This window comes from Brevibacterium pigmentatum (assembly GCF_011617465.1).
Classification (GTDB): domain Bacteria; phylum Actinomycetota; class Actinomycetes; order Actinomycetales; family Brevibacteriaceae; genus Brevibacterium; species Brevibacterium pigmentatum.
The window spans coordinates 3,206,307-3,226,019 of the sequence record NZ_CP050153.1 but is presented as its reverse complement, the minus strand read 5'-3'; the positions used below and the strand labels follow the sequence as shown (position 1 = coordinate 3,226,019).

The window sequence follows — 19,713 nt, the reverse complement described above, 5'->3', positions numbered from 1 at the left end:
GAGGTCATGACTGACACGAACCACGGCCCGGGCGACGACGCTCGGACGACGGCAGAGAAGAACGAACGAGACCTCGAAGCCGGGGTCCACACCGACCTCAAAGATTCGATGACGTACGGGTCGTATCTCGACCTCGACCGACTCCTCGGCGCCCAGCACCCCGTCAGCAGCCCCGAGCATCATGACGAGCTGCTCTTCATCATCCAGCACCAGACCACGGAACTGTGGTTCCGGCTCGTCATCCACGAACTGCTCGACGCCCGCCGGCTCATCGCCGACGATGAGCTGCAGACCGCGCTCAAGCGCATCGCCCGGGTCAAGCACATTCAGAAGACCCTGACCGAGCAGTGGTCCGTGCTCGCAACACTGACGCCGAGCGAATACGTCGGGTTCCGCGACCAACTCGGCCGTGCCTCCGGCTTCCAGTCCTGGCAGTACCGGGCCGTGGAGTTTCTGCTCGGCAACAAGAACCGGGCCATGCTCCCGGTCTTCGACGGAGATCCAGACGCGCGGGCGGCGCTGGAGAAGTACCTCGAGGAACCGAGCATCTACGACGAATTCCTCGCCTGCCTGGCCCGCCGCGGACTTCCGGTGCCGCAGCGGCTCCTCGACCGGGACAAGTCCGTCGCCCACACCTTCGATGAGGAACTCTGCGACGTCTTCCGAATCATCTATGAGAACCCGCAGAAGTATTGGCAGGAGTACGAGAGCTGCGAAGAGCTCGTCGACCTCGAGGAGAACTTCCAACTCTGGCGTTACCGGCATATGCGCACGGTGCTGCGGATCATCGGCATGAAACGCGGAACCGGCGGTTCGAGCGGAGTCGGATTCCTGCAGAAAGCGCTCGACCTGACGTTCTTCCCCGAACTCTTCGACATCCGCACCGGCATCGAGAACGGACCCGGCATCGGCGACAGGGGAGTCTGATTTTCCCTCCGTCCCAGCGCGAGGGCGCGTTGCGCCTAGGCCCGCAGCATGCAGGGCTGTCGGCAAGTCAGCCGAGCAGGAGGTCCCTCACCTGCGCGAAGTACGGAGAATCGGGGTCGATGACATCGGCATGGTTCGCCCCCGCCAGCTCTGTCAGAGCGGCAGGAAAGACACGAGAGAATTCCACGTCGACGGTGGCATCGGCATCCCCATGGATCGAATGCACATCGACTCGTGCAGGGATGAGCGCCGCCCGTGACCTGGGATCGTGGTGCAGGTAGGCTTCCAGATCGTCCTCGGGGAGCGCGCCCATATAGTCGAGGACCGCTCCATCGCCGAGGTGGCCCTCTACTTCCCGGAACAGATCTGTCACCGGCGCCAGAGGACGCAGGCGGATGCGCGGTCCCTGTGCGGGCAGGTGCGATGCCCAGGCGAGGACGAGGCAGCCGCCGGCCGAATGGCCCGAGACGACCAGATTCTGCCTTGCCTGTTCGCTGACACCCCAGTGCGGCAGTTCGGCGCACACCGACTCGATGGCCGCGGTGACATCGTCGAGCAGGAGCGGCTGACCGCCGAGCCTTCGGTATTCGACGGATGCGACGAGCACTCCCGCCTCGGCCAGGGCTCGGGCCAGAGGTCGAGAATGAGCAAGATCGGTGCGCGGCCGGAAGTAGCCGCCGTGGACGAAGATCACCGTCGCCGAGGCGGCGGCCGGGTCACCATAGACCTCGACGAACTGCTCGGGGGCGTCCCCGTAGGCGTGCCGGAACGCCGGAACCGCCTCGGCGCCGGCGGCCGAGAGCTCGGGAATGCGCACGGACTCGACGCTCATCCTTCGGAACCGCGAGGCTCGTCCACCTCACCGGAGTCGGTCTGTCCGGCAGCACCGCCAGCACTGGCATTGCCGGCATCACGCGCACGGTCGACCTCGCGAGAACGTTCGACGAGGTCGCGGACGCGAGTGAGCTCCGACAGCTTCGGGTCGAGGGCGTCACCCGAGGACTGCCCGCGCAGTCGGCGACCGACCCACGGGGCCAGGTATTCGCGGGCCCACCGAGACTCCTCGCTCATCACTTCGCGTATCGCCCGCGTCGGACGAGCAGGAACCCCGAAGCCCTTGGCTGGCAGCGAGCGACCGCTCTCCAGTGTGGCGAGAGCCTGCTCGGCGACGAGGTGGTGTCCCTTCGTCGACAGGTGGATGCGGTCGTCGGCCCACATCTCCGCAGCATAGAGCGAACGCAGGCCCCACAGATCGACCATATGGCAGCCATGCCGCTGCGCAATCGACCACAGGTGGGCGTTGTAGATACCCACTCGAGGACGGACCGCGCGGATGAGCGGGGAGCTGAACTCGGTATCGAAGCCGTTGCACATGAGCACCTCGATGCCGGCCTCGCGCATGGCGATGACAGCACGTTCGAACTTCGCAGCCAGGGCATCGATATCGGCCTTCGGACGCAGGCAGTCATTGCCCCCGGCGCACAGGCTCACCAGGTCCGGCTTCATCTCGAGCACCTGCGGCACCTGGTCATCGACGATGCGGTCGAGCAGACGGCCTCGGATGGCCAGATTGGCGTAGGACAGGTCGGGGCTGCCCACCGGCGACTCGGTGAGCATGAGCGCGAGCCGGTCGGCCCAGCCGCGGTACCGGTCCTCGGCGCGCGGATCGGAATCCATCAGCCCCTCACTGAACGAGTCTCCGATGGCGACGTAGGAGGTGATCGGCTCAAGCATCAGGGATCCTTCTCTCTTCGGACGACTCATTCAGTGCTCTTCGGGCGACTCACCCAGACTATACGCCGAGCCTGACACGGCCCCCTCCGCCCCAGAACTACCTGACGGCGGCCCAGCTACCTCGCGCCAGGTTGCTGGGCCGCCGTCAGGTAGTAATTGGGGAGGGGAGTAGGGGAGAATCCGCCCCGCCGCAGGCTCTTCGCCAACGCGTCGAACAGTCCTGTGGTCACTGAGCGGAAACATCGAGTGGCGTAGACTCGACACCGCAGCCAGACGTCGTCGCCGACCCCCTCGCTAGGAGCAGAATGTATCGGTCAGTTCCGGTCCCCGCAGCCACAGATTTCGTCATCACGAATGCGCGGATCGTGCCCGTGGCCGATGCGTCCGGCAACCGCGCCGAGGCGATCGAATCGGGCACGCTCACCGTCAGGGACGGCCGCATCACCGAGGTGGCCCCCGGAGCTGTCGACGCCTCTTCCCTCCCAGCGGACACCGAGGTCATCGATGCCGGCGGACGCTGGGTCCTGCCCGGTTTCATCGAAGCCCACGGCCACCTCGGCGTGCATGAGGACGGCGAAGGCTGGTCCGGTGACGATACGAATGAGATGACCGATCCCAATGGGGCGGGCCTGCGCGCGCTCGACAGCATCGACCCTGCCGATCTCGGATTCAAGGATGCGCTGCGTGGGGGAGTCACCTCGGCGCTCATCAAGCCCGGATCCGGCAACCCCATCGGCGGTCGCACCGCCTTCCTCAAGACCTGGGGACGGATCGTCGACGAGATGCTCGTGACGCAGGATCTGTCCGTGAAATCCGCGCTCGGTGAGAACCCGAAACGCGTGTACGGGGAGAAGAAGGTCACCCCGTCGACGAGGATGGGCACCGTCAAGATCATCCGTGACGCCTTCGTCGACGCGCGGAACTACCAGGCCAAACGTGCTCACGCCGAAGCCGAGGGCACCCCGTTCGACCGGGATCTGGTCAAGGAGACCCTGGCCGACGTCCTCGACGGCAAGCTCGCGTGGGATCAGCACTGCCACCGCGCCGACGACATCGCCACCGCCATCCGCCTGTCCGAGGAATTCGGATACCGCCTCGTCATCAATCACGGGACCGAAGGCCACAAGATCGCCGACTACATCGCCGCCAAGGGCATCGACGTCATCCTCGGACCCCTGATGACCACCCGGTCGAAGGTCGAGCTGCGCGACCGCACCCTGGCCACTGCGGCCTCCCTCGCCGAGGCGGGAGTGCGCATCGCGCTGACCACCGACCATCCGGTCATCCCGATCAACTTCCTCATCCACGAAGCCTCCCTGGCCGTGAAGGAGGGGCTCGACCCGGTCGTCGCCATCGAAGCGCTGACGATCAACCCCGCCGCGATCTTCGGCCTCGACGACCGCCTCGGCTCCCTGGCCGTGGGCCGCGACGCCGATATCGTCATCTGGTCGGGCGATCCGCTCGATCTCAACTCTCGCGCCGAGATCGTCTTCGTCTCCGGCCGTCGCGTCTTCGACTTCGACGCCGCCTCAGGAACCGCGCACATCGCCGACCCGCTCGGCCCGACACTCATCAGCGAGCCGTGAGCGACAGAGAACTCGAAGACGCCACCACCGCCGAGGTTCGGGTCGAGAATCCGACCGAGCCGGGCCCCGTCCGCGGTTCGTCCCCGGGGCCGGTCGAGGGCGGCAATCCGGAGGCCGGATCCCAGGCTCTGCGCGAACTGCTCGAGCGCACTCGCCTGCAGCGACTGGCCGAACTGCGCGAATCCTCACCGGAACCCCAACCGGAGGACGTTGCGAAGGCCGCGGCGGCGAAGGCGGCGAAGCCCGAACGCGGCGGACGGTCGAAGCCCCGCACCGACCACCGCGGTGCGTCCCAGCGCATCGCCCAGAGGGTCGCCCGGCGCACCGTCGGCAAACTCGTCTCGGGCACGACGGAGAACACCCAGCCGGTGCCTATCGTCACCGCACTCAAAGGCACCCCGTACCAGGCGCCCGTGCAGGCGAAGGAGCCGAGCGAAGACGAAGCCAGGATGATCCTCGACCTCGCCGCTGATATCGCGGCGATGATGATGCGTGCAGGTGCAGGCACCAGCGATGTCGAGGTCTCCGTCATTGCCGCCTGCACCGCATGCGGCCTGGCCACAGTCGAGGTGGACCTGACGTCGAACACCCTCGTCGTGCACTATTCGACCTCGGACGGACGCCTGCTGACGGTGATGCGGGTCAACCGTGGTGAGTCCACGCATTTCGCGAAGCTCGCCTCGGTGCACAAGCTCGTCACCGACCTCGTCGACGGACGTCTGGAATTCCATGAGGCACGCAGCCGTCTCGACGCGATCCGGACGCAGCGGCGGCCGTTTCCCGAATGGTTCACCGTCGGTGCCTGGGGCTTCATGGTCGGTGCCCTCGTCCTACTGCTCGGCGGAGGGCCGATTGCAGTGCCCTTGGGCATCACGATGGCGATCGTCGTCTTCCAGCTCGGCAAGCTGCTCGGGCGCACCCACCTGCCGGCGTTCTTCATCACGGCGCTTCAGGCCGCCTCGGCGACGCTCATCGCCACCATCGCCGGCGATGTCGGGATCATCGACTCTCCGCAGTACCTGGTGGCGGCCGGAATCGTGCTGCTGCTGCCGACACAGTCGCTGTATTCGGCGGTTCAGGATGCGCTGACGAACTTCCCGCTTACCGCGGCAGGACGGTTGGTCGGGGTGTTCATGACTCTGGCCGGCATCGTCTCCGGAATCGCACTGGGCATCGTGTGCGGTCAAGCCATCGGGCTCGGCCATATCGAAGTCCTCGTGCCGAAGACGAGTCCGCATGTGGTCACGGCGATCCTGTCGATGGTCGCGGCGGCCGTGGTGTCGATGTCCGGTGCCGTGGCCATGTCGGCCAGGCGCCGGTTCATTCTGCCGGCGGCGCTCGTCGGCCTCGCCTCGCACATCACGATGATGTCGCTGACGCTGCTGAACATCGACAATGTGCTCGCCAGTCTGCTGGCGGCCACCGTCACTGGATTCCTGTCCCGGCCGCTGGCGCTGCGGCTGGGAGCGCCGGCGATCGTGCTCATGATTCCCGGCATCTACACCCTGCTGCAGGGGCTGTCGATCTTCACCGCTGTCTATCAGATCGCCTCGGACTCGGAGAACGTCTCATTCGCCGTGGGTCTGTCCTCGCTGTTCACCGCGATCCTGGCGAATGCGGCTCTCGCCGTCGGCGCCGTGCTCGGCAGCTATCTGGCGCTGCCGCTGAAGAACCTCAAGAGCCAGAACTTCAAGAGCCAGAGTTCGGCCGAGGAGAAGGTCGAGGAGGTCCGCAGCGGCGAGACTTCGACCGCCGTCATCGACTCGGTGCAGCCTGGTGGGGCGAAGACACAGTCGAGTGGTCCCGGCGGATCGGGAACCCAGGCGGGCGGTCCCGGCGGATCGGGGGCCGCGTCGAGTGGACTCGGCGGATCAGGAGCCGCAGACGCGACCGAGACCGGCCCTATTCAGACCTGATCTGAGCTCAGTCCGGATCCGGGCTCAGACCTGATCCGGCAGGGCCCAATCGATCGGTTCGATGCCCTTCTGGGCGAGCAGATCATTCGTGCGCGAGAACGGGCGGGAGCCGAAGAAGCCCCGCCGGGCCGACAACGGTGACGGATGCGCGGATTCGATGATGGCCACCTCGGCGGTGCCCGATGTCAGCAGGGGAGCGAGGTTCCGGGCATCTCGGCCCCAGAGGATGGCGACGAGCGGGTGATCGCGTTCGATCAGCGCGGTGATCGCCCGTTCCGTGATCTCCTCCCACCCCTTGCCGCGGTGGGACGCGGGTTCGCCGGGGGAGACGGTGAGGGCGCGGTTGAGCAACATGACTCCCTGCCGTGACCATGCCCGCAGGTCCCCGTGCTGGGCCGGTGGGATGCCGAGATCGGACTCGAGCTCCTTATAGATATTGCCCAGTGACCTCGGCAGGGGGCGGACCTCGGGGTCGACGGCGAATGACAGGCCGATGGCGTGGCCGGGCGTCGGGTAGGGATCCTGACCGACGATGAGGACCTTGACCTCGGACAGAGGCTCGGCGAAGGCGCGGAAGACGAAGTCTCCGGCGGGCAGGTAGGCGCGGCCGGCGGCGTTCTCGTCGCGGAGGAAATCGCCCATCGAGTGGATGCGATCCTCCACTCCGGCCAGGGCGTTCGCCCAATCGTGGGACATGATCTCGGTCAGCGGAGGCGTCGACGTCATGGGCACGAGTGTAGCCATGCCCTGCGGCCGAGGTCGTACTGGGATGGTGGGGCTGTCGGCGGGGACGGAGACATGGCCGCGAAACCGCCACGGACGTGATTGTTGGGTCGATCCACGGTGATTTCAGCGAGGAAATCACCGTGGATCGACCCAACAATCCTCCATACACCGTGCTGGGGAGCGAAACGTCGGACAGGAACAGCGCGTTCGCCTCGGTGAGGACGGAAGACAACGGCAGCACCGCCTCGGTGAGGGCCCTGCGCGCATGTGCATCCAGCGCAGATCGGGTGTGCGCGATCGCCTACCGAACCGGTGTATTGCGCGTCACTGCCAAGCGTTATGCTCGGCCTAAGGAGTTCATCGTTGAACGAAAGGACCGAAATGTCGGAATTCCCAGAGGCCAAGAACTGGAAGATGCTCATCGGCGGAGAGTGGGTCGATGCCGCTGACGGCGACACCACCGACGTCATCACCCCGATCGACCGCAACGTCGTCATCGCCAAGGTGCCCAACGGCAAGGACGCCGACGCCGACCGTGCCGTCAAGGCCGCGCGGAAGGCCTTCCCGGAATGGGCGGCCCTGCCGTTCAAGGAGCGCCAGAAGAAGCTTCTGGCCTGCGCCGATGCTCTCGAGGCCGCTTCGGAGGAGCTCGCTCAGCTGACCGCGATCGACACCGGCAACGCGATCCGCACCCAGGCTCGCCCGGAGACGATCATCCTGGCCGACCTGTTCCGCTACATGGGCGGCGTCGCCGGTGAGGTCAAGGGCAACACCCTGCCCGCCGGAGACAAGCAGCTCCAGTACACCAAGCGCGTGCCCCTGGGTGTCGTCGCCGGCATCCTGCCGTGGAACTCGCCGCTGATGATCGCCGCCTTCAAGACCCCTGCCGCGATCGCCGCCGGCAACACGATCGTCCTCAAATGCGCCGAGGATGCACCGCTGACCATTCTCAAGATGGCCGAGATCATCGCCGACATCCTCCCTGCCGGTGTGCTCAACGTCGTCACCGGCAAGGGCTCGGTCATCGGTGAGGCCCTCAACGTCCACCCCGACGTCGACAAGGTCTCATTCACCGGATCGACGAGCGTCGGCCGTCACGTCGCCGAGCTGGCCGGTGGTCGACTCGCGCATTCGTCGATGGAGCTCGGCGGCAAGTCCCCGAACATCATCTTCCCGGACTCGAACGATGACGACACCCTCGAGCAGGTGCTGCTGTCGACCCGCTTCGCCCGCCAGGGCCAGTCGTGCACCATGGGCTCGCGTCTGTTCCTCCACGAAGACATCTACGACGACTTCCTGTCCAAGCTCGTCGACGCGGTGTCGAAGATGACGGTCGGCGACCCCCGCGATGAGTCCACCGACATCGGCTGCATCATCAACCAGAAGCAGTACGACCAGGTCGCCAGCTACATCGAGATGGGCAAGGCGATGGACGGCGTCGAGATCGCCTATGACGGCTCCGATTCGCTGGAAGTCGGCGAACCCGGCTTCTACCACGCGCCCGTGATCTTCTCGAAGGCGAAGAACGACTGGCAGACCAGCCGTGAAGAGATCTTCGGCCCCGTCCTCTCGGTCATCCCGTGGAAGGACATCGACGAGGTTATCGACATGGCCAACGACTCCGACTTCGGACTCGCGGCCTTCGTCTTCACCAAGGACGTCGACGCGGCCCTGACCATGGCCAACCGGATCGAATCCGGCTGGGTCCAGGTCAACCAGGGCGGCGGCCAGCTGCCCGGCCAGTCCTACGGCGGCATGAAGACCTCCGGCTTCGGACGAGAGGCATCGCTGGAAGGCATGCTCGAAGGGTTCACCCAGATCAAGCAGGTCAACATCCGCATCCGCTGATCCGATCCGCGAGGTCGGGTCACTCGGTTCGCCGAGGCGGCCCCACCTCGGCTATATTCGTTCCCTTCACCCCGTCGACACGGCCACCGAATCAGTGCCGCGCGGCGGGGTGAGGCGGTTGGTCGGGGAGGATCGGGGAGCGACCTCACATCCGCAGCGGCGCGCCGGAAATTTCGGTACCGCCGATCGGGCGATAATATAGAAGCACAGATACCTCTCGAAGGAGCACAACCTCTATGCCGCCGAACGACGACACCTCAGAACTGAGCGAGCTCGAGGTGGCCGTTTTGGAGTTCGAGCGGCGGTGGTGGAAGTACGGAGGCGCCAAGGACCACGCGATCCGTGAGCGCTTCGACATGTCGGCCACCAGCTACTTCCAGATCCTCAACTCGCTTCTTGACAACCCTGCAGCTCTGGCCAGCGATCCCATGCTGGTCAAGCGCCTTCGCCGAATCCGCAGCACGCGGCAGAGCGAGCGCGCCCAAGCCCGCGTCTCGAGGTAGACATGACCGACGAATTCGACGAGATCGAGCCCGGCCGGCGCAGCGGTGCCCATCGACAGGAGTCCGCGGCGTCGTCGAACATCGGTGCCATCTCGCTGGTCATCATCCTCGCCCTGGTCGCCGTCCTGCTGGTCGTGGCCGCCATCAACATCATCTTCTCCTCGATGGGCAATCCCGAGTCGAAGATCGCCGACCCTCCGGCCTCCGAATCGTCGTCGGCAGAACCCTCACCGAGCGAGAGCGAAGTCAGCGTCGCCGACGACTCGATCACCGTCGACGTGCTCAACGGCTCGGGAGTCTCCGGTGCTGCGAAGAAGTTCTCCGAGGCTGTCGAAGAGAAGGGCTGGAAGCTCGGCCAGGTCGGCAACTATTCGACGAACCTCTCTGATTCGACCGTGTACTACAACGGCGAAGAGAACGCTTCGCAGGCGAAGCTCGTCGCCAAGTCACTGGGAGTCTCGGCCACGGAGGCCTCGTCCGACTTCGAAGCCGACGTGACCGTCGTCATCTGTTCGGACATCGCCGATCGCGGGCCGGAGTCCAGTGGAGGCGGCTCGGACTGACCCGAAGCGATTCGGTCGTGCCGCAGCGCGATTGAGTCGGGGGATCGGTTCGGTTGCGGTCGGGGCCTTCGACGGCGGGCATCCTCGGCGACTTTCTGACCGAACGGTCTGATTTGATTCGCGGCGATCCCCGCTGTGAACAGGGCAGAAACCCTTAGATAACGAATCTATAACAGTGCTGAACCGCTCTAGGCGGGGTGCGCGGCTGCGGTAGAGTTGCAACAGCTAGGCAAGCACAGCACCTTGTGTTCTATTCGTGCTTCACCGAGATAATTCTCTAGAGGTCAATGAGGGAAGTCGCGGGGTCAGTTGAGTTTTACTAGCTTCCGTATCTCGGGTGAGGTCATCTGATCGCGGCCGCGATGCGGGATTTCAATGGCACTGCACTGTATGGAGAAGTAATGGCACAAGGTACCGTCAAGTGGTTCAACGCTGAAAAGGGCTATGGATTCATCACCCTCGAAGGCGACAACCAGGACGTGTTCGTTCACTGGAGCGCAATCCAGATGGACGGCTACCGCTCTCTCGAAGAGGGCCAGCAGGTTCAGTTCGAAGTTGGAGAAGGACAAAAGGGTCCTCAGGCGGAGTCCGTCACCCTCCTCTGAGACTGGCTGCTGTCAGCACAGTTTTCTGATCCGCTGCGGCGGGTCGTCGGAATGGCCTTCGGGCCGACCGGCACCGACCGCACGGCGAAAGCGCCGAGCAGGCAACTGCTCGGCGCTTTTCAGTGCCCGCGTGGTCGGGGCATCCCGCGTTTTGGTGCACTTTGTTCCGAGTTGCACACGTTCTTCTGTGTGTCTTTCAGAACGAGGTGCACCAAAAGTTGAAGATTTGGTGCTGAGAGGGTGCGGGCTCACTCGAGCTGCGCGCGTGTGTGTACGAACTTCGAATCGGCCCAGTTTGAGTTGAATAGCACGTGTTTGAAACAGGGCTGTTCACCCTAAACCGTGCCGATTGCGACCGCGACGTGGGTGTTTGACTGTGCCACTTCGCCCGCGCGTTGATTCCGGCGTCTGTCGACCCGCACGCGGCCGTCGCAAGTGGGCCTGCTCCGGCCCGCTCGAACCTGGGAGCGTCATCTGACCCGGCGTGCTTCACCGTCGGCAGACGTTTCGCGCTGGGCCGAACTGCCCCTGCGCCGTGACCGTGCGGCGAGAACTCGCGGAACGCGGCCCTCCGCAACCGTCATGACGGACCACGAATATTTGCACTCGCATGGGGAGAGTGCTAAATCTAGTACTGGTGAAAACCGATGGGTACCCACCAGTCGTCTCGAGAGCGTGGTCCATATGTGGAATGGAACATGCGGACACACTCTCTGCCGTCGCGGGCGTTGATGACTGCTCTGGATTCCCACTCCACTCCATCAGGGAGGATCTAAGCCACTATGGCAAAGATGATTGCATTCGACGAAGAAGCTCGTCGAGGACTCGAAGCTGGCCTCAACCAGCTTGCGGACGCGGTCAAGGTGACCCTTGGACCCCGCGGTCGCAATGTCGTGCTCGAAAAGCAGTGGGGCGCACCGACCATCACCAACGATGGCGTCTCCATTGCCAAGGAGATCGAACTCGAGGACCCCTACGAGAAGATCGGCGCCGAGCTCGTCAAGGAAGTCGCCAAGAAGACTGACGACGTCGCAGGCGACGGAACCACCACCGCTACCGTGCTCGCACAGGCTCTCGTCCGCGAAGGCCTGCGCAACGTGGCAGCCGGTGCTGATCCGCTCAGCCTCAAGCGCGGCATCGAGAAGGCCGTTGAGGCCGTCACGAACGTTCTGCTGGGCAACGCCATCGATATCGAGACCAAGGAACAGATCGCCGCTACCGCTGGAATCTCCGCTGGGGATCCCGCAATCGGTGAACTGATCGCCGAGGCCATCGACAAGGTCGGCAAGGAAGGCGTCGTCACCGTCGAGGAGTCCAACACCTTCGGACTCGAGCTCGAACTGACCGAGGGTATGCGCTTCGACAAGGGCTACATCTCGGGTTACTTCGTCACCGACACCGATCGCCAGGAAGCTGTCCTTGAGGATCCCTACATCCTCATCGTCAACTCCAAGATCTCGAACGTGAAGGATCTGCTGCCCGTCCTCGAGAAGGTCCAGCAGTCCAACAAGCCGCTGTTCATCATCGCCGAAGACGTCGAGGGCGAAGCCCTGGCCGTCCTGGTGCTGAACAAGCTCAAGGGCACCTTCAAGTCCGTGGCCGTCAAGGCTCCGGGCTTCGGTGACCGTCGCAAGGCTCAGCTCGCCGACATCGCCATCCTCACCGGTGGCCAGGTCGTGTCCGAGGAAGTCGGGCTCAAGCTCGACAGCGTGACCACCGACCTGCTGGGTACCGCCCGCAAGGTCGTCATCACCAAGGACGAGACCACTATCGTCGAGGGCGCGGGAGACGCCGAGGAGATCGCCGGACGGGTCGCCCAGATCCGCGCCGAGATCGAGAACTCGGACTCCGACTACGACCGTGAGAAGCTGCAGGAACGTCTGGCCAAGCTGGCCGGCGGCGTTGCAGTCATCAAGGCCGGAGCCGCCACCGAGGTTGAGCTCAAGGAAACCAAGCACCGCATCGAAGATGCCGTGCGCAATGCCAAGGCTGCTGTGGAAGAGGGAATCGTCGCCGGTGGCGGCGTCTCGCTCATCCAGGCGGGCAAGGCCGCATTCGCCGACCTCGCACTCGAGGGAGACGAGGCCACCGGTGCCAACATCGTCAAGGTTGCCATCGAAGCCCCGCTGAAGCAGATCGCCACGAACGCCGGCCTCGAAGCCGGTGTGGTTGCCGACAAGGTCGCCAACCTCGAAGCCGGATTCGGTCTCAACGCCGCAACCGGTGAGTACGAGGACCTGCTGGCCGCCGGCATCAATGACCCGGTCAAGGTGACCCGCTCTGCTCTGCAGAACGCCGCCTCGATCGCCGGTCTGTTCCTCACCACCGAGTCGGTCGTCGCCGACAAGCCCGAAAAGGCCGCCGCAGGTGCAGACGCAGCTGCCGGAATGGACGGCATGGGTGGAATGGGCGGCATGGGCTTCTGATAGCCCCCGCTTGTCCGATCGGCCGTGCCGGTGCCCGCAAGGGCGCCGGCACGGCCGTTTTCGTGCCCGACGGTCCGGAGCAGCCGTATCCGATTCTTCTCCCGATAACCCCACCTTCGCCGAGGCGGCCCACCGACCCGTTGTCCCGCCGCCTCCGCCCGCCTAGGCTGGCGGTATGACTTTCACCGGCACCGATGCTTGCGGAAACAGTCCGAAGAACGTCTTCGTCGCGACGTTCGAAGAGAATCTCTTCAACGGGGACAAAGAGGCCCTCGCCGAGGTGATCGCCGACGACTGCGTCCTCCAGATCGTTCATGCCTCCGCCGTCGAGACCCACACCGGGCGGGAGGCCGTCGTCGAAGCGCTGCTGAAACTGTCCGCTCATTCGCCGGAGGTCGGCCACCTCGAAGCGGCGATCACTCACGGCAAGGCCGCGGCGGCGTGGGGCTACTGGCAATCCGAGGCCGACGGCGACGACCTGCGACACTTCTCGCACACCATGTGGTTCACCACTCACAAAGCCCAGGACTTCGGACAGATCCGAATCTTCCAGGTCTGAGGCGCAGCAGCACCGCCCGGACGCGGAGCATGCCCTCAGTCCCAGGGATTGTCGCGGTTATGGCGGCGGTGCGAACGGCGCCGGTCCCGTTCCTCCCGGCGTGAGATCTGACCGGGCGAGTAGGGCGGGTGGGACGGATGCGGCGGCTGCAGCCCCGTACCGAAGTCAGCTTCAAAATCCCGCTCGGGAGTCTCACCCTGTTCGATTTGCCGTTGAGCCTCGGCATCGCCGAGGTGGGCCCGGGCCCGGCGCGTGAGCTCCTTCTTCCGATTGCGGATGATCTCGTCCTTGTGGGCGATGCGTCCCAAACCGCCGAGCAGTGTGGGCACGATGACGAAGATCGGCCAGAAGAAGATGAACTGGCCAGAGGCGATCGACGAGAACGCCCAGATCGCCAGCACGATCCCGACCGGGCCCGCGACTGCGCCGAGCAGCGACCGGCGCACCCGATCCTCGTAGTACTTCTGCGCCGCGGCATCGATCTGCTCCGGCGTGATCGGCACCCGATCCTCCTCGAGGCGAGCCAGCGCCTGTGCGCGCCCCGCATCATCGAGTTGGCTGGGTTCGGTCTCTGCAGGATCAGTGAGGACGAGGTCCTCGATCAGTGCTGGGACCTCACCGAGCGTTTTGATCTTCGCGGCAGCCTCGGTGCGTTCATCGAACTCCTCCACGTCGAGCTGACCGAGGGCGTAAGCCTCCGAGAGGACATCACTGACGACCGCGCGATCGGCATCAGAGGCCCGGACCTGCCCATACGAGCGCGGATCTGCGCTGAACCGCGACCAGAGGGGGCTGGCGTTCATGGTGAATACTCTAACCCCGCCGTCAGCGGTGAGACTGAGGATCAGCCGGGAATCGGACTCGAGTAAACTCGGCCGGGTGGAACCCGTCGTCGTGCTCATCCTCTTCGCAGTGTTCCTCGGTGCATTGTCCCAACGCGTCACCGGGATGGGATTCGGCCTGGTCAGCGGCCCCTTCCTCGTCCTCCTCCTCGACCCGTTCAGCGGAGTCATCCTCGTCAACATCTGCGGAATCGTCGCCTCATTCTCCGTCTTCGTCCGCACCTTCGCCGAGGTGGAATGGCCGCCGTTCCGACACCTTGCCTTGGGTGCCGTGCTTGGCACCATCCCCGGCGCATTGCTTTCGGCTGCGCTGCCCACCGCACCTCTGCAGATCCTCATCGGCGTCCTGATCGTCGTCTCCCTCATCAGCTCACTGACCTTGGGGAAGCTGGGGCGGACGATTCCCGCGAACCTCGGCACACGGCTGACGGCCGGACTCTTCTCCGGGGCGATGTCGGCCGCGGCTGGAGCCGGGGGTCCGGCGGTGAGCGCCTACGCTGTGCTGACGAATTGGGAGCAGCGGTCGTTCGCGGCAACCCTGCAGCCGTTCCTCGTCGTCGGGACCGCCTCAGCGGTGGTGATGAAGGTGATCATCGACGGAGGGACCTGGCCGCATCTGGAGGCCGGGGTCTGGATCGGGCTCGGTCTCGTCCTCGTGGCTGGCCTCGCAGGTGGTGACTGGCTCGCCCGTCATATAGACGTGGGCGTAGCGCGGATCGGGATGCTCGTCCTCGCCTTCGGCGGCGGAATCGCGGCCTTGGTCAAAGGCCTCCAGACTCTCGTCTAAGGCGGTCGTTCACGGAGCAAGCGACGGTCATGCATGACCTGCGTGTATCGGCCATTGACGGCCGAGGACTGGCCTGCGCACACCGGACGAACGACGATCTTGGATGACCTGCGCACACCGGTCATCGGCGGCCGAGGACTGAGCGGATGTGGGGCACAGGCTCAGACGCCTGTCAGTTTCATCGGGCATACTGTTCGAGGACAAAGCTAGCCTGGGAGGCATGGATCGTGACTGAAGTATTTCTGTTGCTGCTCGTAGTTCTCGGGGCCGTTTTCTTCATCGGCCACCGCAAGGAGAAGAAGCGGCAGCGGGAATTGCACGCCGCTGAACTTCAGCAGGTGAAGAAGACCGCTGAAGAAGACGTCACCTCATTCGGCGAAGAAGTCGCCGAACTCGACGTCATCACTGCGGGAATCGATCTCGACACGGGCGGAGCGCAGGACTACAAGCAGGCGCTCGATTCGTACGACGTTGCCAAGGAGACTCTCGAGAAGGTCTCCGAACCCACTGACATCCGCCACGTCACCGAGGCGCTCGAAGACGGCCGCTACGCTGCCAAATGCGTTCGCGCCCGGGTCGAAGGCGAACCCCTGCCGGTGCGTCGTCCGCCCTGCTTCTTCAACCCCCAGCACGGTCCCTCGGTCGAAGACATCGACTGGGCCCCGGCCGGCGGCCAGCTGCGCCCGGTGCCCGTGTGTGCCGCCGACGCCGAACGCGTCGCTGTCGGAGCCGACCCGCTGGTGCGCAAGGTCGTCACCGGTGACGGACACACCCGCCGCGCCTACTGGGAGGCCGGACCGGCCTACGCCGAATACAACCGCGGCTACTTCAACTCCTATGCAGGTTCCGGCCTGTTGCCCGGCGTCCTCATGGGTGCCATGATGTTCGGCGGAATGGGCGGCGGCTGGGACGGCGCCTACGGAGGCGACATGGGCGACGCCGGTGGAGACGCAGGCGGAGACATGGGCGGCGACGGCGGTGGCTTCTTCGGAGGCGACGGCGGTGACGGCGGCGGCCTGTTCGACGGATTCGGAGACATGTTCTGATGGACACGATCGAAATCCGCGGCGAGTCGATCAGACTCGGTCAGCTGCTCAAACTGCACGGCATCGCCGAACACGGTGCTATGGCCAAGGACATGATCGCCGACGGTGAGGTCAGCGTCAACGGCGAGGTCGAGACCCGTCGAGGCGCCACGATCCGTCCCGGCGACCGCATCGAAGCCCTCGGCGAAGTCATCGAGGTGGCTGCCGAGCACGGCTGATCGTGACTGCCGAGGAAGACTGATCCGGTCTCGACCGAAACGAACGCGAACAGATAATGGAGGGCGTCCCCGCAGGGACGCCCTCCATCTGTCTGCCCTTCAGCCCGGACGGGTACACGCCTTCGGGCTGGCCCACCCTTCGGGCCAGGTGCGCCTACTGCAGCTCGGGAGCGCCCGGGGTGTCATTCATACCCGGGGCGTCCCACAGAGCCGACCAGTTCGACGTATCCTCTTCGAACGGCAGTTCATTGGAGAGCACGCCCTTGACCTGGATCTCCAGGGGGTTGTCACGCTGCTTCGGTGCCGACTGCACGAACGGATAGAAGGTTCCGCGCTTGTACTGGTAGACCAATGCCATCCGACGTCCATCGGGGTGGACGAAGTACACGGTCGTGCACAGCAGCATGGTGTCGAATCCCTGATTGACCAGCGCCGAGTTCACGGCGTGGATGTTCGTGACGAGGTTGACCACCTCGGCGTTCTCATCGGCAACGACCTGCCAGGTGAACCCGAAGCCGTCGTTCTCCTGCCTCACCGAGGCGGCCGGGTCGGAGCCGATGAGGGCGACGCTTTCGGACTCAGCAGTTTGGAAAGCGGCGCCCTCGACCTGACGGAAGGCGACGGCCCCGATGCCCGTGGGCGTGAAGCCGGTCGCGGCCTGCAGTGTCAATGCTGCCGGGGGCAGGGCGAAGAGGTCGTCGAGGTTGGCCCGTTTCGGTTTGGACCGGCCGAGCAGTGCGTCGAAGAATCCCATAGAGCTCCTAATTCGGTGGTGCGCAGTTCAAGCGTGTGGCGGATGCTCACTCGGGGCGGGAGAGCTGGGCGGAGATCTTCGCCAGCTGCTCCAGGCGCTTCTCGAGTGAGGGGTGGGTGGAGAAGAGCTGGCCGAATGCGGCCTTTCCGCTGATGGCGGGGATGAGAGCCAGGTGGTTCGCCGAGGCGGACGACCGCAGGTCCTTCTCCGGGATCTTGGCCATGTCCCCGCTCAGCTTCGTCAGTGCCGACGCCAGAGTCGACGGTGCACCGGTGAGGATGGCAGCGGCACGGTCGGCGGCAAGCTCACGATACCGGGAGAGAGCGCGGATGAGGACGAATGAAAGCCCGTAGACGACGGCTCCGACGAGGATGAACAGCAGCTGGATCGGGATGCCGTTGTTATTGTTGTTCGACCGTCCGAAGCTCATGTAGTACCCGGCGCGCATCATCAGTGCGGCGACGACACCGGTGACACCGGCGACGGTCATCACGGTCACGTCGCGGTGGGCCACGTGGGAGAGCTCGTGGGCGAGCACGACCTCGACTTCATCACGATCGAGCTTCTCGAGCAGACCACGGGTCACGCACACCACCGAGCGTTCGGGGGAGCGGCCGGTGGCGAAGGCATTGGGGATGGAAGAATTCGAGACGGCCACGCGGGGCTTCGTCGAATCGGCCAGCTGGCAGAGTCGGTCGACGATCGTATGCAGCTCTGGAGCCTCCTCGGGGGAGACCTCCCTACCGCCCATCGCGCGCATGGCGATCTTGTCGGAGAAGTACCACTGGAAGAAGAACGCGCCGGCACTGATGAGGACGGCGACGATGACGCCGCCGACGCTCTGGCCGACGATCCACCAGATCGCGAGGATGAGCACGACATAGATCAGGCCGTTGAGGAAGATCGTCCATCCCATCCGCATGGTCAGTCCGTTGTCTCTGACGAAGCGATTCTTCATCGTGGTTCCTCTCTGGCAGTGGCAGAACCGGCCCACTGTCGAAGACAATGGGCCGGGTGCATTTCGGTGCTCTGTGGTTTCAGGCCGGATCCGGGATGAAGCCCTCGCCGGTGAGCAGTTCGGCGATCTCGGCCAAGGTGGCGTCGACGAAGGGGATGACGACATCGGAGGATCCGAGGTAGTCATCGGCAACCGGCTGCCCGTTGGCCGTGACGTAGTCGTGGAGGGCACTCAGTGCGGTGCGGGCGGCTTCCTCATTGCCCGCATTGACGGCATCCTCGACCTGGTTGTCGTACTTCTGGAGCAGGTTCTGGTCGACGTTCAGAACGTCGAACTGCCCTTCGCCCATGATGCGGATGATCATTGCTTATCCTCACCTTCGAGCGACTTCTGGTCCTGCTTCTCGGAACCGGCAGGCAGGGACTCACGCATCCGCTGAAGTTCCATCTCCACGTCGTTCTCGCTGGAGAGGGAATCGAGCTGAGCGGTGATGTCGTCCTTCTGGGTACCCGTGACATCGTCGAGAGCACCGGAAGCGAGGAGCTCATCGACGGCACCGGCGCGGGCCTGCAGCGAGGCGGTCTTGTCCTCGGCACGCTGGACGGCGAGCCCGACGTCGCCGAGCTCTTCCGAGATGCCCGAGAACGCTTCGCCGATCTTGGTCTGCGCGTCGGCGGCATTGTACGTGGCCTTGAGGGTCTCCTTCTTAGTGCGGAAGGCGTCGACCTTTGCCTGCAGGCGCTGCGAGGCGAGAGTGAGCTTCTGCTCCTCACCCTGCAGTCCTTCGTGCTGAGTCTGCAGATCGGTGATCTGCTGGGTCAGGCCGGACTTGCGGGTCAGAGCCTCACGGGCGAGCTCCTCGCGGCCGATCTGCATGGCCTTCTCGGCCTGACCGGAGAGCTTGTTCTGCTGCTGCTCGAGCTGGTTGATCTGCAGCTCGAGGCGTTTGCGGCTGGTGGCGACATCGGCAACACCGCGGCGGACCTTCTGCAGCAGTTCAAGCTGCTTCTGGTACGAATAGTCAAGGGTTTCGTTGGGGTTCTCGGCCTTGTCCAGAGCTTTGTTGGCCTTGGCACCGAAGATCGTCGCGATCCGTTGGAAGATACTCATCCGTAGTCGACTCCTGCATTGGTTTGACCCGACGCTGCCAACCCGATCCACTCCGGTCCGGAGATTCTTGGCCAACACCGCCGCGAACTATCGCTCTCAAGTCTACTGAGAAAGGCTGATAGTTTGCCAGACGCCGACTACGAGTACGAACAGATCCCGGCCGCGGTATCTCGGGATCCGCAGCCGGAGTCTGTGACACTTGGCGGGTGGGACTCGGTCGGTTCAGGGAGCGAAGAGGCGCGAGTTCGCCGCTTCGACTTCGGAGTACTGCCGGGCGGCTGTGTGGAGCGCACCGTGGACGGAGTCGAGCGATTCCATGAGCTGCTTCTGGGCACGCTCCCACTGGTTGACCACGGCCTGGAAGTTCTGTGACGCACTGCCGCGCCAGCATTCTTGGAGAGCGAGCAGATTGCGCGTCATCGTGTCGGATTCGGACGCGAGGTTGCGGGAGGTGTTGGCGGCGGCGGTGGCAGCAGATTGGACACGTTCGGCGTCGACTTCGAAACTCATCATCACTCCTTGTGGTCAGAGACGTTCCGCCACGGTCGGGCGAGACGAGATCAGTGTCGACGGTCAAGGATGGTGAGCGGAAGAGCACGGAAAGA

Annotated in this window: 21 protein-coding genes; 12 read left to right on the top strand and 9 right to left on the bottom strand. The window is 64.6% G+C overall.

The genetic code is table 11. The annotated features are described in order from the left end of the window. Positions 1-6: 6 nt before the first annotated feature. Positions 7-927, top strand: a complete 921-nt coding sequence (locus tag GUY30_RS14660) for a tryptophan 2,3-dioxygenase (RefSeq protein WP_167199124.1) — start codon at positions 7-9, stop codon at positions 925-927. 67 nt (positions 928-994) lie between these two features. On the opposite strand, the gene GUY30_RS14655 is transcribed toward GUY30_RS14660, so the two are convergent. Together GUY30_RS14655 and GUY30_RS14650 are read right to left on the bottom strand one after the other, a co-directional pair. Continuing rightward, complete coding sequence (locus GUY30_RS14655; RefSeq protein ID WP_167199121.1) at positions 995-1,759, bottom strand: alpha/beta hydrolase; 765 nt, start codon at positions 1,757-1,759, stop codon at positions 995-997. Then, on the bottom strand, positions 1,756-2,661 hold the full coding sequence (locus GUY30_RS14650) for an SGNH/GDSL hydrolase family protein (protein ID WP_039208477.1): 906 nt from the start codon (positions 2,659-2,661) through the stop codon (positions 1,756-1,758). Before GUY30_RS14650 ends, GUY30_RS14655 begins: the two co-directional genes overlap by 4 nt. A gap of 305 nt (positions 2,662-2,966) precedes the next feature. Between GUY30_RS14650 and GUY30_RS14645 the strand changes: the two genes are divergently transcribed. Together GUY30_RS14645 and GUY30_RS14640 are read left to right on the top strand one after the other, a co-directional pair. Beyond that, entirely contained in the window at positions 2,967-4,247 is a 1,281-nt protein-coding gene (locus GUY30_RS14645; RefSeq protein ID WP_167199118.1) for an amidohydrolase, read from the top strand. Continuing rightward, positions 4,244-6,163 (top strand): threonine/serine exporter family protein, encoded by a 1,920-nt coding sequence (locus GUY30_RS14640; RefSeq protein ID WP_167199114.1) that lies wholly within the window; start codon positions 4,244-4,246, stop codon positions 6,161-6,163. The genes GUY30_RS14645 and GUY30_RS14640 overlap by 4 nt, the downstream gene beginning before the upstream one ends. Before the next feature lie 24 nt (positions 6,164-6,187). Here GUY30_RS14640 and GUY30_RS14635 read toward each other — a convergent pair whose 3' ends face one another. Beyond that, positions 6,188-6,889, bottom strand: a complete 702-nt coding sequence (locus GUY30_RS14635) for a uracil-DNA glycosylase (protein ID WP_167199111.1) — start codon at positions 6,887-6,889, stop codon at positions 6,188-6,190. 381 nt (positions 6,890-7,270) lie between these two features. Between GUY30_RS14635 and GUY30_RS14630 the strand changes: the two genes are divergently transcribed. The 6 genes from GUY30_RS14630 to GUY30_RS14605 all read left to right on the top strand — a co-directional run bounded on the left by GUY30_RS14630 (position 7,271) and on the right by GUY30_RS14605 (position 13,393). Continuing rightward, positions 7,271-8,737 carry an aldehyde dehydrogenase family protein gene (locus GUY30_RS14630; RefSeq protein ID WP_167199107.1) on the top strand — a complete coding sequence of 489 codons (1,467 nt, stop codon included), beginning with the start codon at positions 7,271-7,273 and terminating at the stop codon, positions 8,735-8,737. 236 nt (positions 8,738-8,973) lie between these two features. Then, entirely contained in the window at positions 8,974-9,240 is a 267-nt protein-coding gene (locus tag GUY30_RS14625) for a DUF3263 domain-containing protein (RefSeq protein ID WP_025780444.1), read from the top strand. Positions 9,241-9,242: 2 nt separating this feature from the next. Beyond that, a complete protein-coding gene (locus tag GUY30_RS14620; protein ID WP_167199104.1) occupies positions 9,243-9,803 on the top strand; it encodes a LytR C-terminal domain-containing protein in 561 nt (186 codons plus the stop codon). Between the two features lie 401 nt (positions 9,804-10,204). Beyond that, complete coding sequence (locus GUY30_RS14615; RefSeq protein WP_025780447.1) at positions 10,205-10,408, top strand: cold-shock protein; 204 nt, start codon at positions 10,205-10,207, stop codon at positions 10,406-10,408. 782 nt (positions 10,409-11,190) lie between these two features. Beyond that, positions 11,191-12,834 (top strand): chaperonin GroEL, encoded by a 1,644-nt coding sequence (gene groL / locus GUY30_RS14610; protein ID WP_167199101.1) that lies wholly within the window; start codon positions 11,191-11,193, stop codon positions 12,832-12,834. A gap of 175 nt (positions 12,835-13,009) precedes the next feature. After that, a complete protein-coding gene (locus tag GUY30_RS14605) occupies positions 13,010-13,393 on the top strand; it encodes a nuclear transport factor 2-like protein (RefSeq protein ID WP_167199098.1) in 384 nt (127 codons plus the stop codon). Positions 13,394-13,428: 35 nt separating this feature from the next. On the opposite strand, the gene GUY30_RS14600 is transcribed toward GUY30_RS14605, so the two are convergent. Continuing rightward, positions 13,429-14,196, bottom strand: coding sequence for a DUF1707 SHOCT-like domain-containing protein (locus tag GUY30_RS14600; protein ID WP_167199096.1), 768 nt, complete (start codon positions 14,194-14,196; stop codon positions 13,429-13,431). Between the two features lie 76 nt (positions 14,197-14,272). Between GUY30_RS14600 and GUY30_RS14595 the strand changes: the two genes are divergently transcribed. The 3 genes from GUY30_RS14595 (at position 14,273) to GUY30_RS14585 (ending at position 16,286) form a co-directional block, all read left to right on the top strand. Further along, entirely contained in the window at positions 14,273-15,022 is a 750-nt protein-coding gene (locus GUY30_RS14595) for a sulfite exporter TauE/SafE family protein (protein ID WP_167199093.1), read from the top strand. Positions 15,023-15,249: 227 nt separating this feature from the next. Further along, a complete protein-coding gene (locus GUY30_RS14590; RefSeq protein WP_167199090.1) occupies positions 15,250-16,068 on the top strand; it encodes a hypothetical protein in 819 nt (272 codons plus the stop codon). Next, positions 16,068-16,286 (top strand): RNA-binding S4 domain-containing protein, encoded by a 219-nt coding sequence (locus tag GUY30_RS14585; protein WP_167199088.1) that lies wholly within the window; start codon positions 16,068-16,070, stop codon positions 16,284-16,286. Before GUY30_RS14590 ends, GUY30_RS14585 begins: the two co-directional genes overlap by 1 nt. A gap of 154 nt (positions 16,287-16,440) precedes the next feature. On the opposite strand, the gene pspAB is transcribed toward GUY30_RS14585, so the two are convergent. The 5 genes from pspAB to GUY30_RS14560 form a co-directional block, all read right to left on the bottom strand. Continuing rightward, a complete protein-coding gene (pspAB, locus tag GUY30_RS14580) occupies positions 16,441-17,040 on the bottom strand; it encodes a PspA-associated protein PspAB (protein ID WP_167199085.1) in 600 nt (199 codons plus the stop codon). A 46-nt stretch (positions 17,041-17,086) separates the two neighbouring features. Then, positions 17,087-17,998: a zinc metalloprotease HtpX gene (gene htpX, locus GUY30_RS14575; protein ID WP_167199082.1), complete on the bottom strand. Its 912-nt coding sequence runs from the start codon at positions 17,996-17,998 to the stop codon at positions 17,087-17,089. A 79-nt stretch (positions 17,999-18,077) separates the two neighbouring features. Beyond that, positions 18,078-18,362: a PspA-associated protein PspAA gene (pspAA, locus tag GUY30_RS14570; RefSeq protein WP_167199079.1), complete on the bottom strand. Its 285-nt coding sequence runs from the start codon at positions 18,360-18,362 to the stop codon at positions 18,078-18,080. After that, complete coding sequence (locus GUY30_RS14565; RefSeq protein WP_167199076.1) at positions 18,359-19,108, bottom strand: PspA/IM30 family protein; 750 nt, start codon at positions 19,106-19,108, stop codon at positions 18,359-18,361. The genes pspAA and GUY30_RS14565 overlap by 4 nt, the downstream gene beginning before the upstream one ends. A gap of 222 nt (positions 19,109-19,330) precedes the next feature. After that, on the bottom strand, positions 19,331-19,618 hold the full coding sequence (locus GUY30_RS14560; protein WP_167199073.1) for a WXG100 family type VII secretion target: 288 nt from the start codon (positions 19,616-19,618) through the stop codon (positions 19,331-19,333). Positions 19,619-19,713 lie beyond the last annotated feature (95 nt).

Excerpts from the sequence above, each read along its gene's own strand:
- GUY30_RS14660 (WP_167199124.1), top strand. The coding sequence starts at position 7 with ATGACTGACACGAACCACGGCCCGGGCGACGACGCTCGGACGACGGCA.
- GUY30_RS14655 (WP_167199121.1), bottom strand. The coding sequence starts at position 1,759 with ATGAGCGTCGAGTCCGTGCGCATTCCCGAGCTCTCGGCCGCCGGCGCC.
- GUY30_RS14650 (WP_039208477.1), bottom strand. The coding sequence starts at position 2,661 with ATGCTTGAGCCGATCACCTCCTACGTCGCCATCGGAGACTCGTTCAGT.
- GUY30_RS14645 (WP_167199118.1), top strand. The coding sequence starts at position 2,967 with ATGTATCGGTCAGTTCCGGTCCCCGCAGCCACAGATTTCGTCATCACG.
- GUY30_RS14635 (WP_167199111.1), bottom strand. The coding sequence starts at position 6,889 with ATGACGTCGACGCCTCCGCTGACCGAGATCATGTCCCACGATTGGGCG.
- GUY30_RS14630 (WP_167199107.1), top strand. The coding sequence starts at position 7,271 with ATGTCGGAATTCCCAGAGGCCAAGAACTGGAAGATGCTCATCGGCGGA.
- GUY30_RS14625 (WP_025780444.1), top strand. The coding sequence starts at position 8,974 with ATGCCGCCGAACGACGACACCTCAGAACTGAGCGAGCTCGAGGTGGCC.
- GUY30_RS14620 (WP_167199104.1), top strand. The coding sequence starts at position 9,243 with ATGACCGACGAATTCGACGAGATCGAGCCCGGCCGGCGCAGCGGTGCC.
- GUY30_RS14615 (WP_025780447.1), top strand. The coding sequence starts at position 10,205 with ATGGCACAAGGTACCGTCAAGTGGTTCAACGCTGAAAAGGGCTATGGA.
- groL (WP_167199101.1), top strand. The coding sequence starts at position 11,191 with ATGGCAAAGATGATTGCATTCGACGAAGAAGCTCGTCGAGGACTCGAA.
- GUY30_RS14605 (WP_167199098.1), top strand. The coding sequence starts at position 13,010 with ATGACTTTCACCGGCACCGATGCTTGCGGAAACAGTCCGAAGAACGTC.
- GUY30_RS14600 (WP_167199096.1), bottom strand. The coding sequence starts at position 14,196 with ATGAACGCCAGCCCCCTCTGGTCGCGGTTCAGCGCAGATCCGCGCTCG.
- GUY30_RS14585 (WP_167199088.1), top strand. The coding sequence starts at position 16,068 with ATGGACACGATCGAAATCCGCGGCGAGTCGATCAGACTCGGTCAGCTG.
- pspAB (WP_167199085.1), bottom strand. The coding sequence starts at position 17,040 with ATGGGATTCTTCGACGCACTGCTCGGCCGGTCCAAACCGAAACGGGCC.
- htpX (WP_167199082.1), bottom strand. The coding sequence starts at position 17,998 with ATGAAGAATCGCTTCGTCAGAGACAACGGACTGACCATGCGGATGGGA.
- pspAA (WP_167199079.1), bottom strand. The coding sequence starts at position 18,362 with ATGATCATCCGCATCATGGGCGAAGGGCAGTTCGACGTTCTGAACGTC.
- GUY30_RS14565 (WP_167199076.1), bottom strand. The coding sequence starts at position 19,108 with ATGAGTATCTTCCAACGGATCGCGACGATCTTCGGTGCCAAGGCCAAC.
- GUY30_RS14560 (WP_167199073.1), bottom strand. The coding sequence starts at position 19,618 with ATGAGTTTCGAAGTCGACGCCGAACGTGTCCAATCTGCTGCCACCGCC.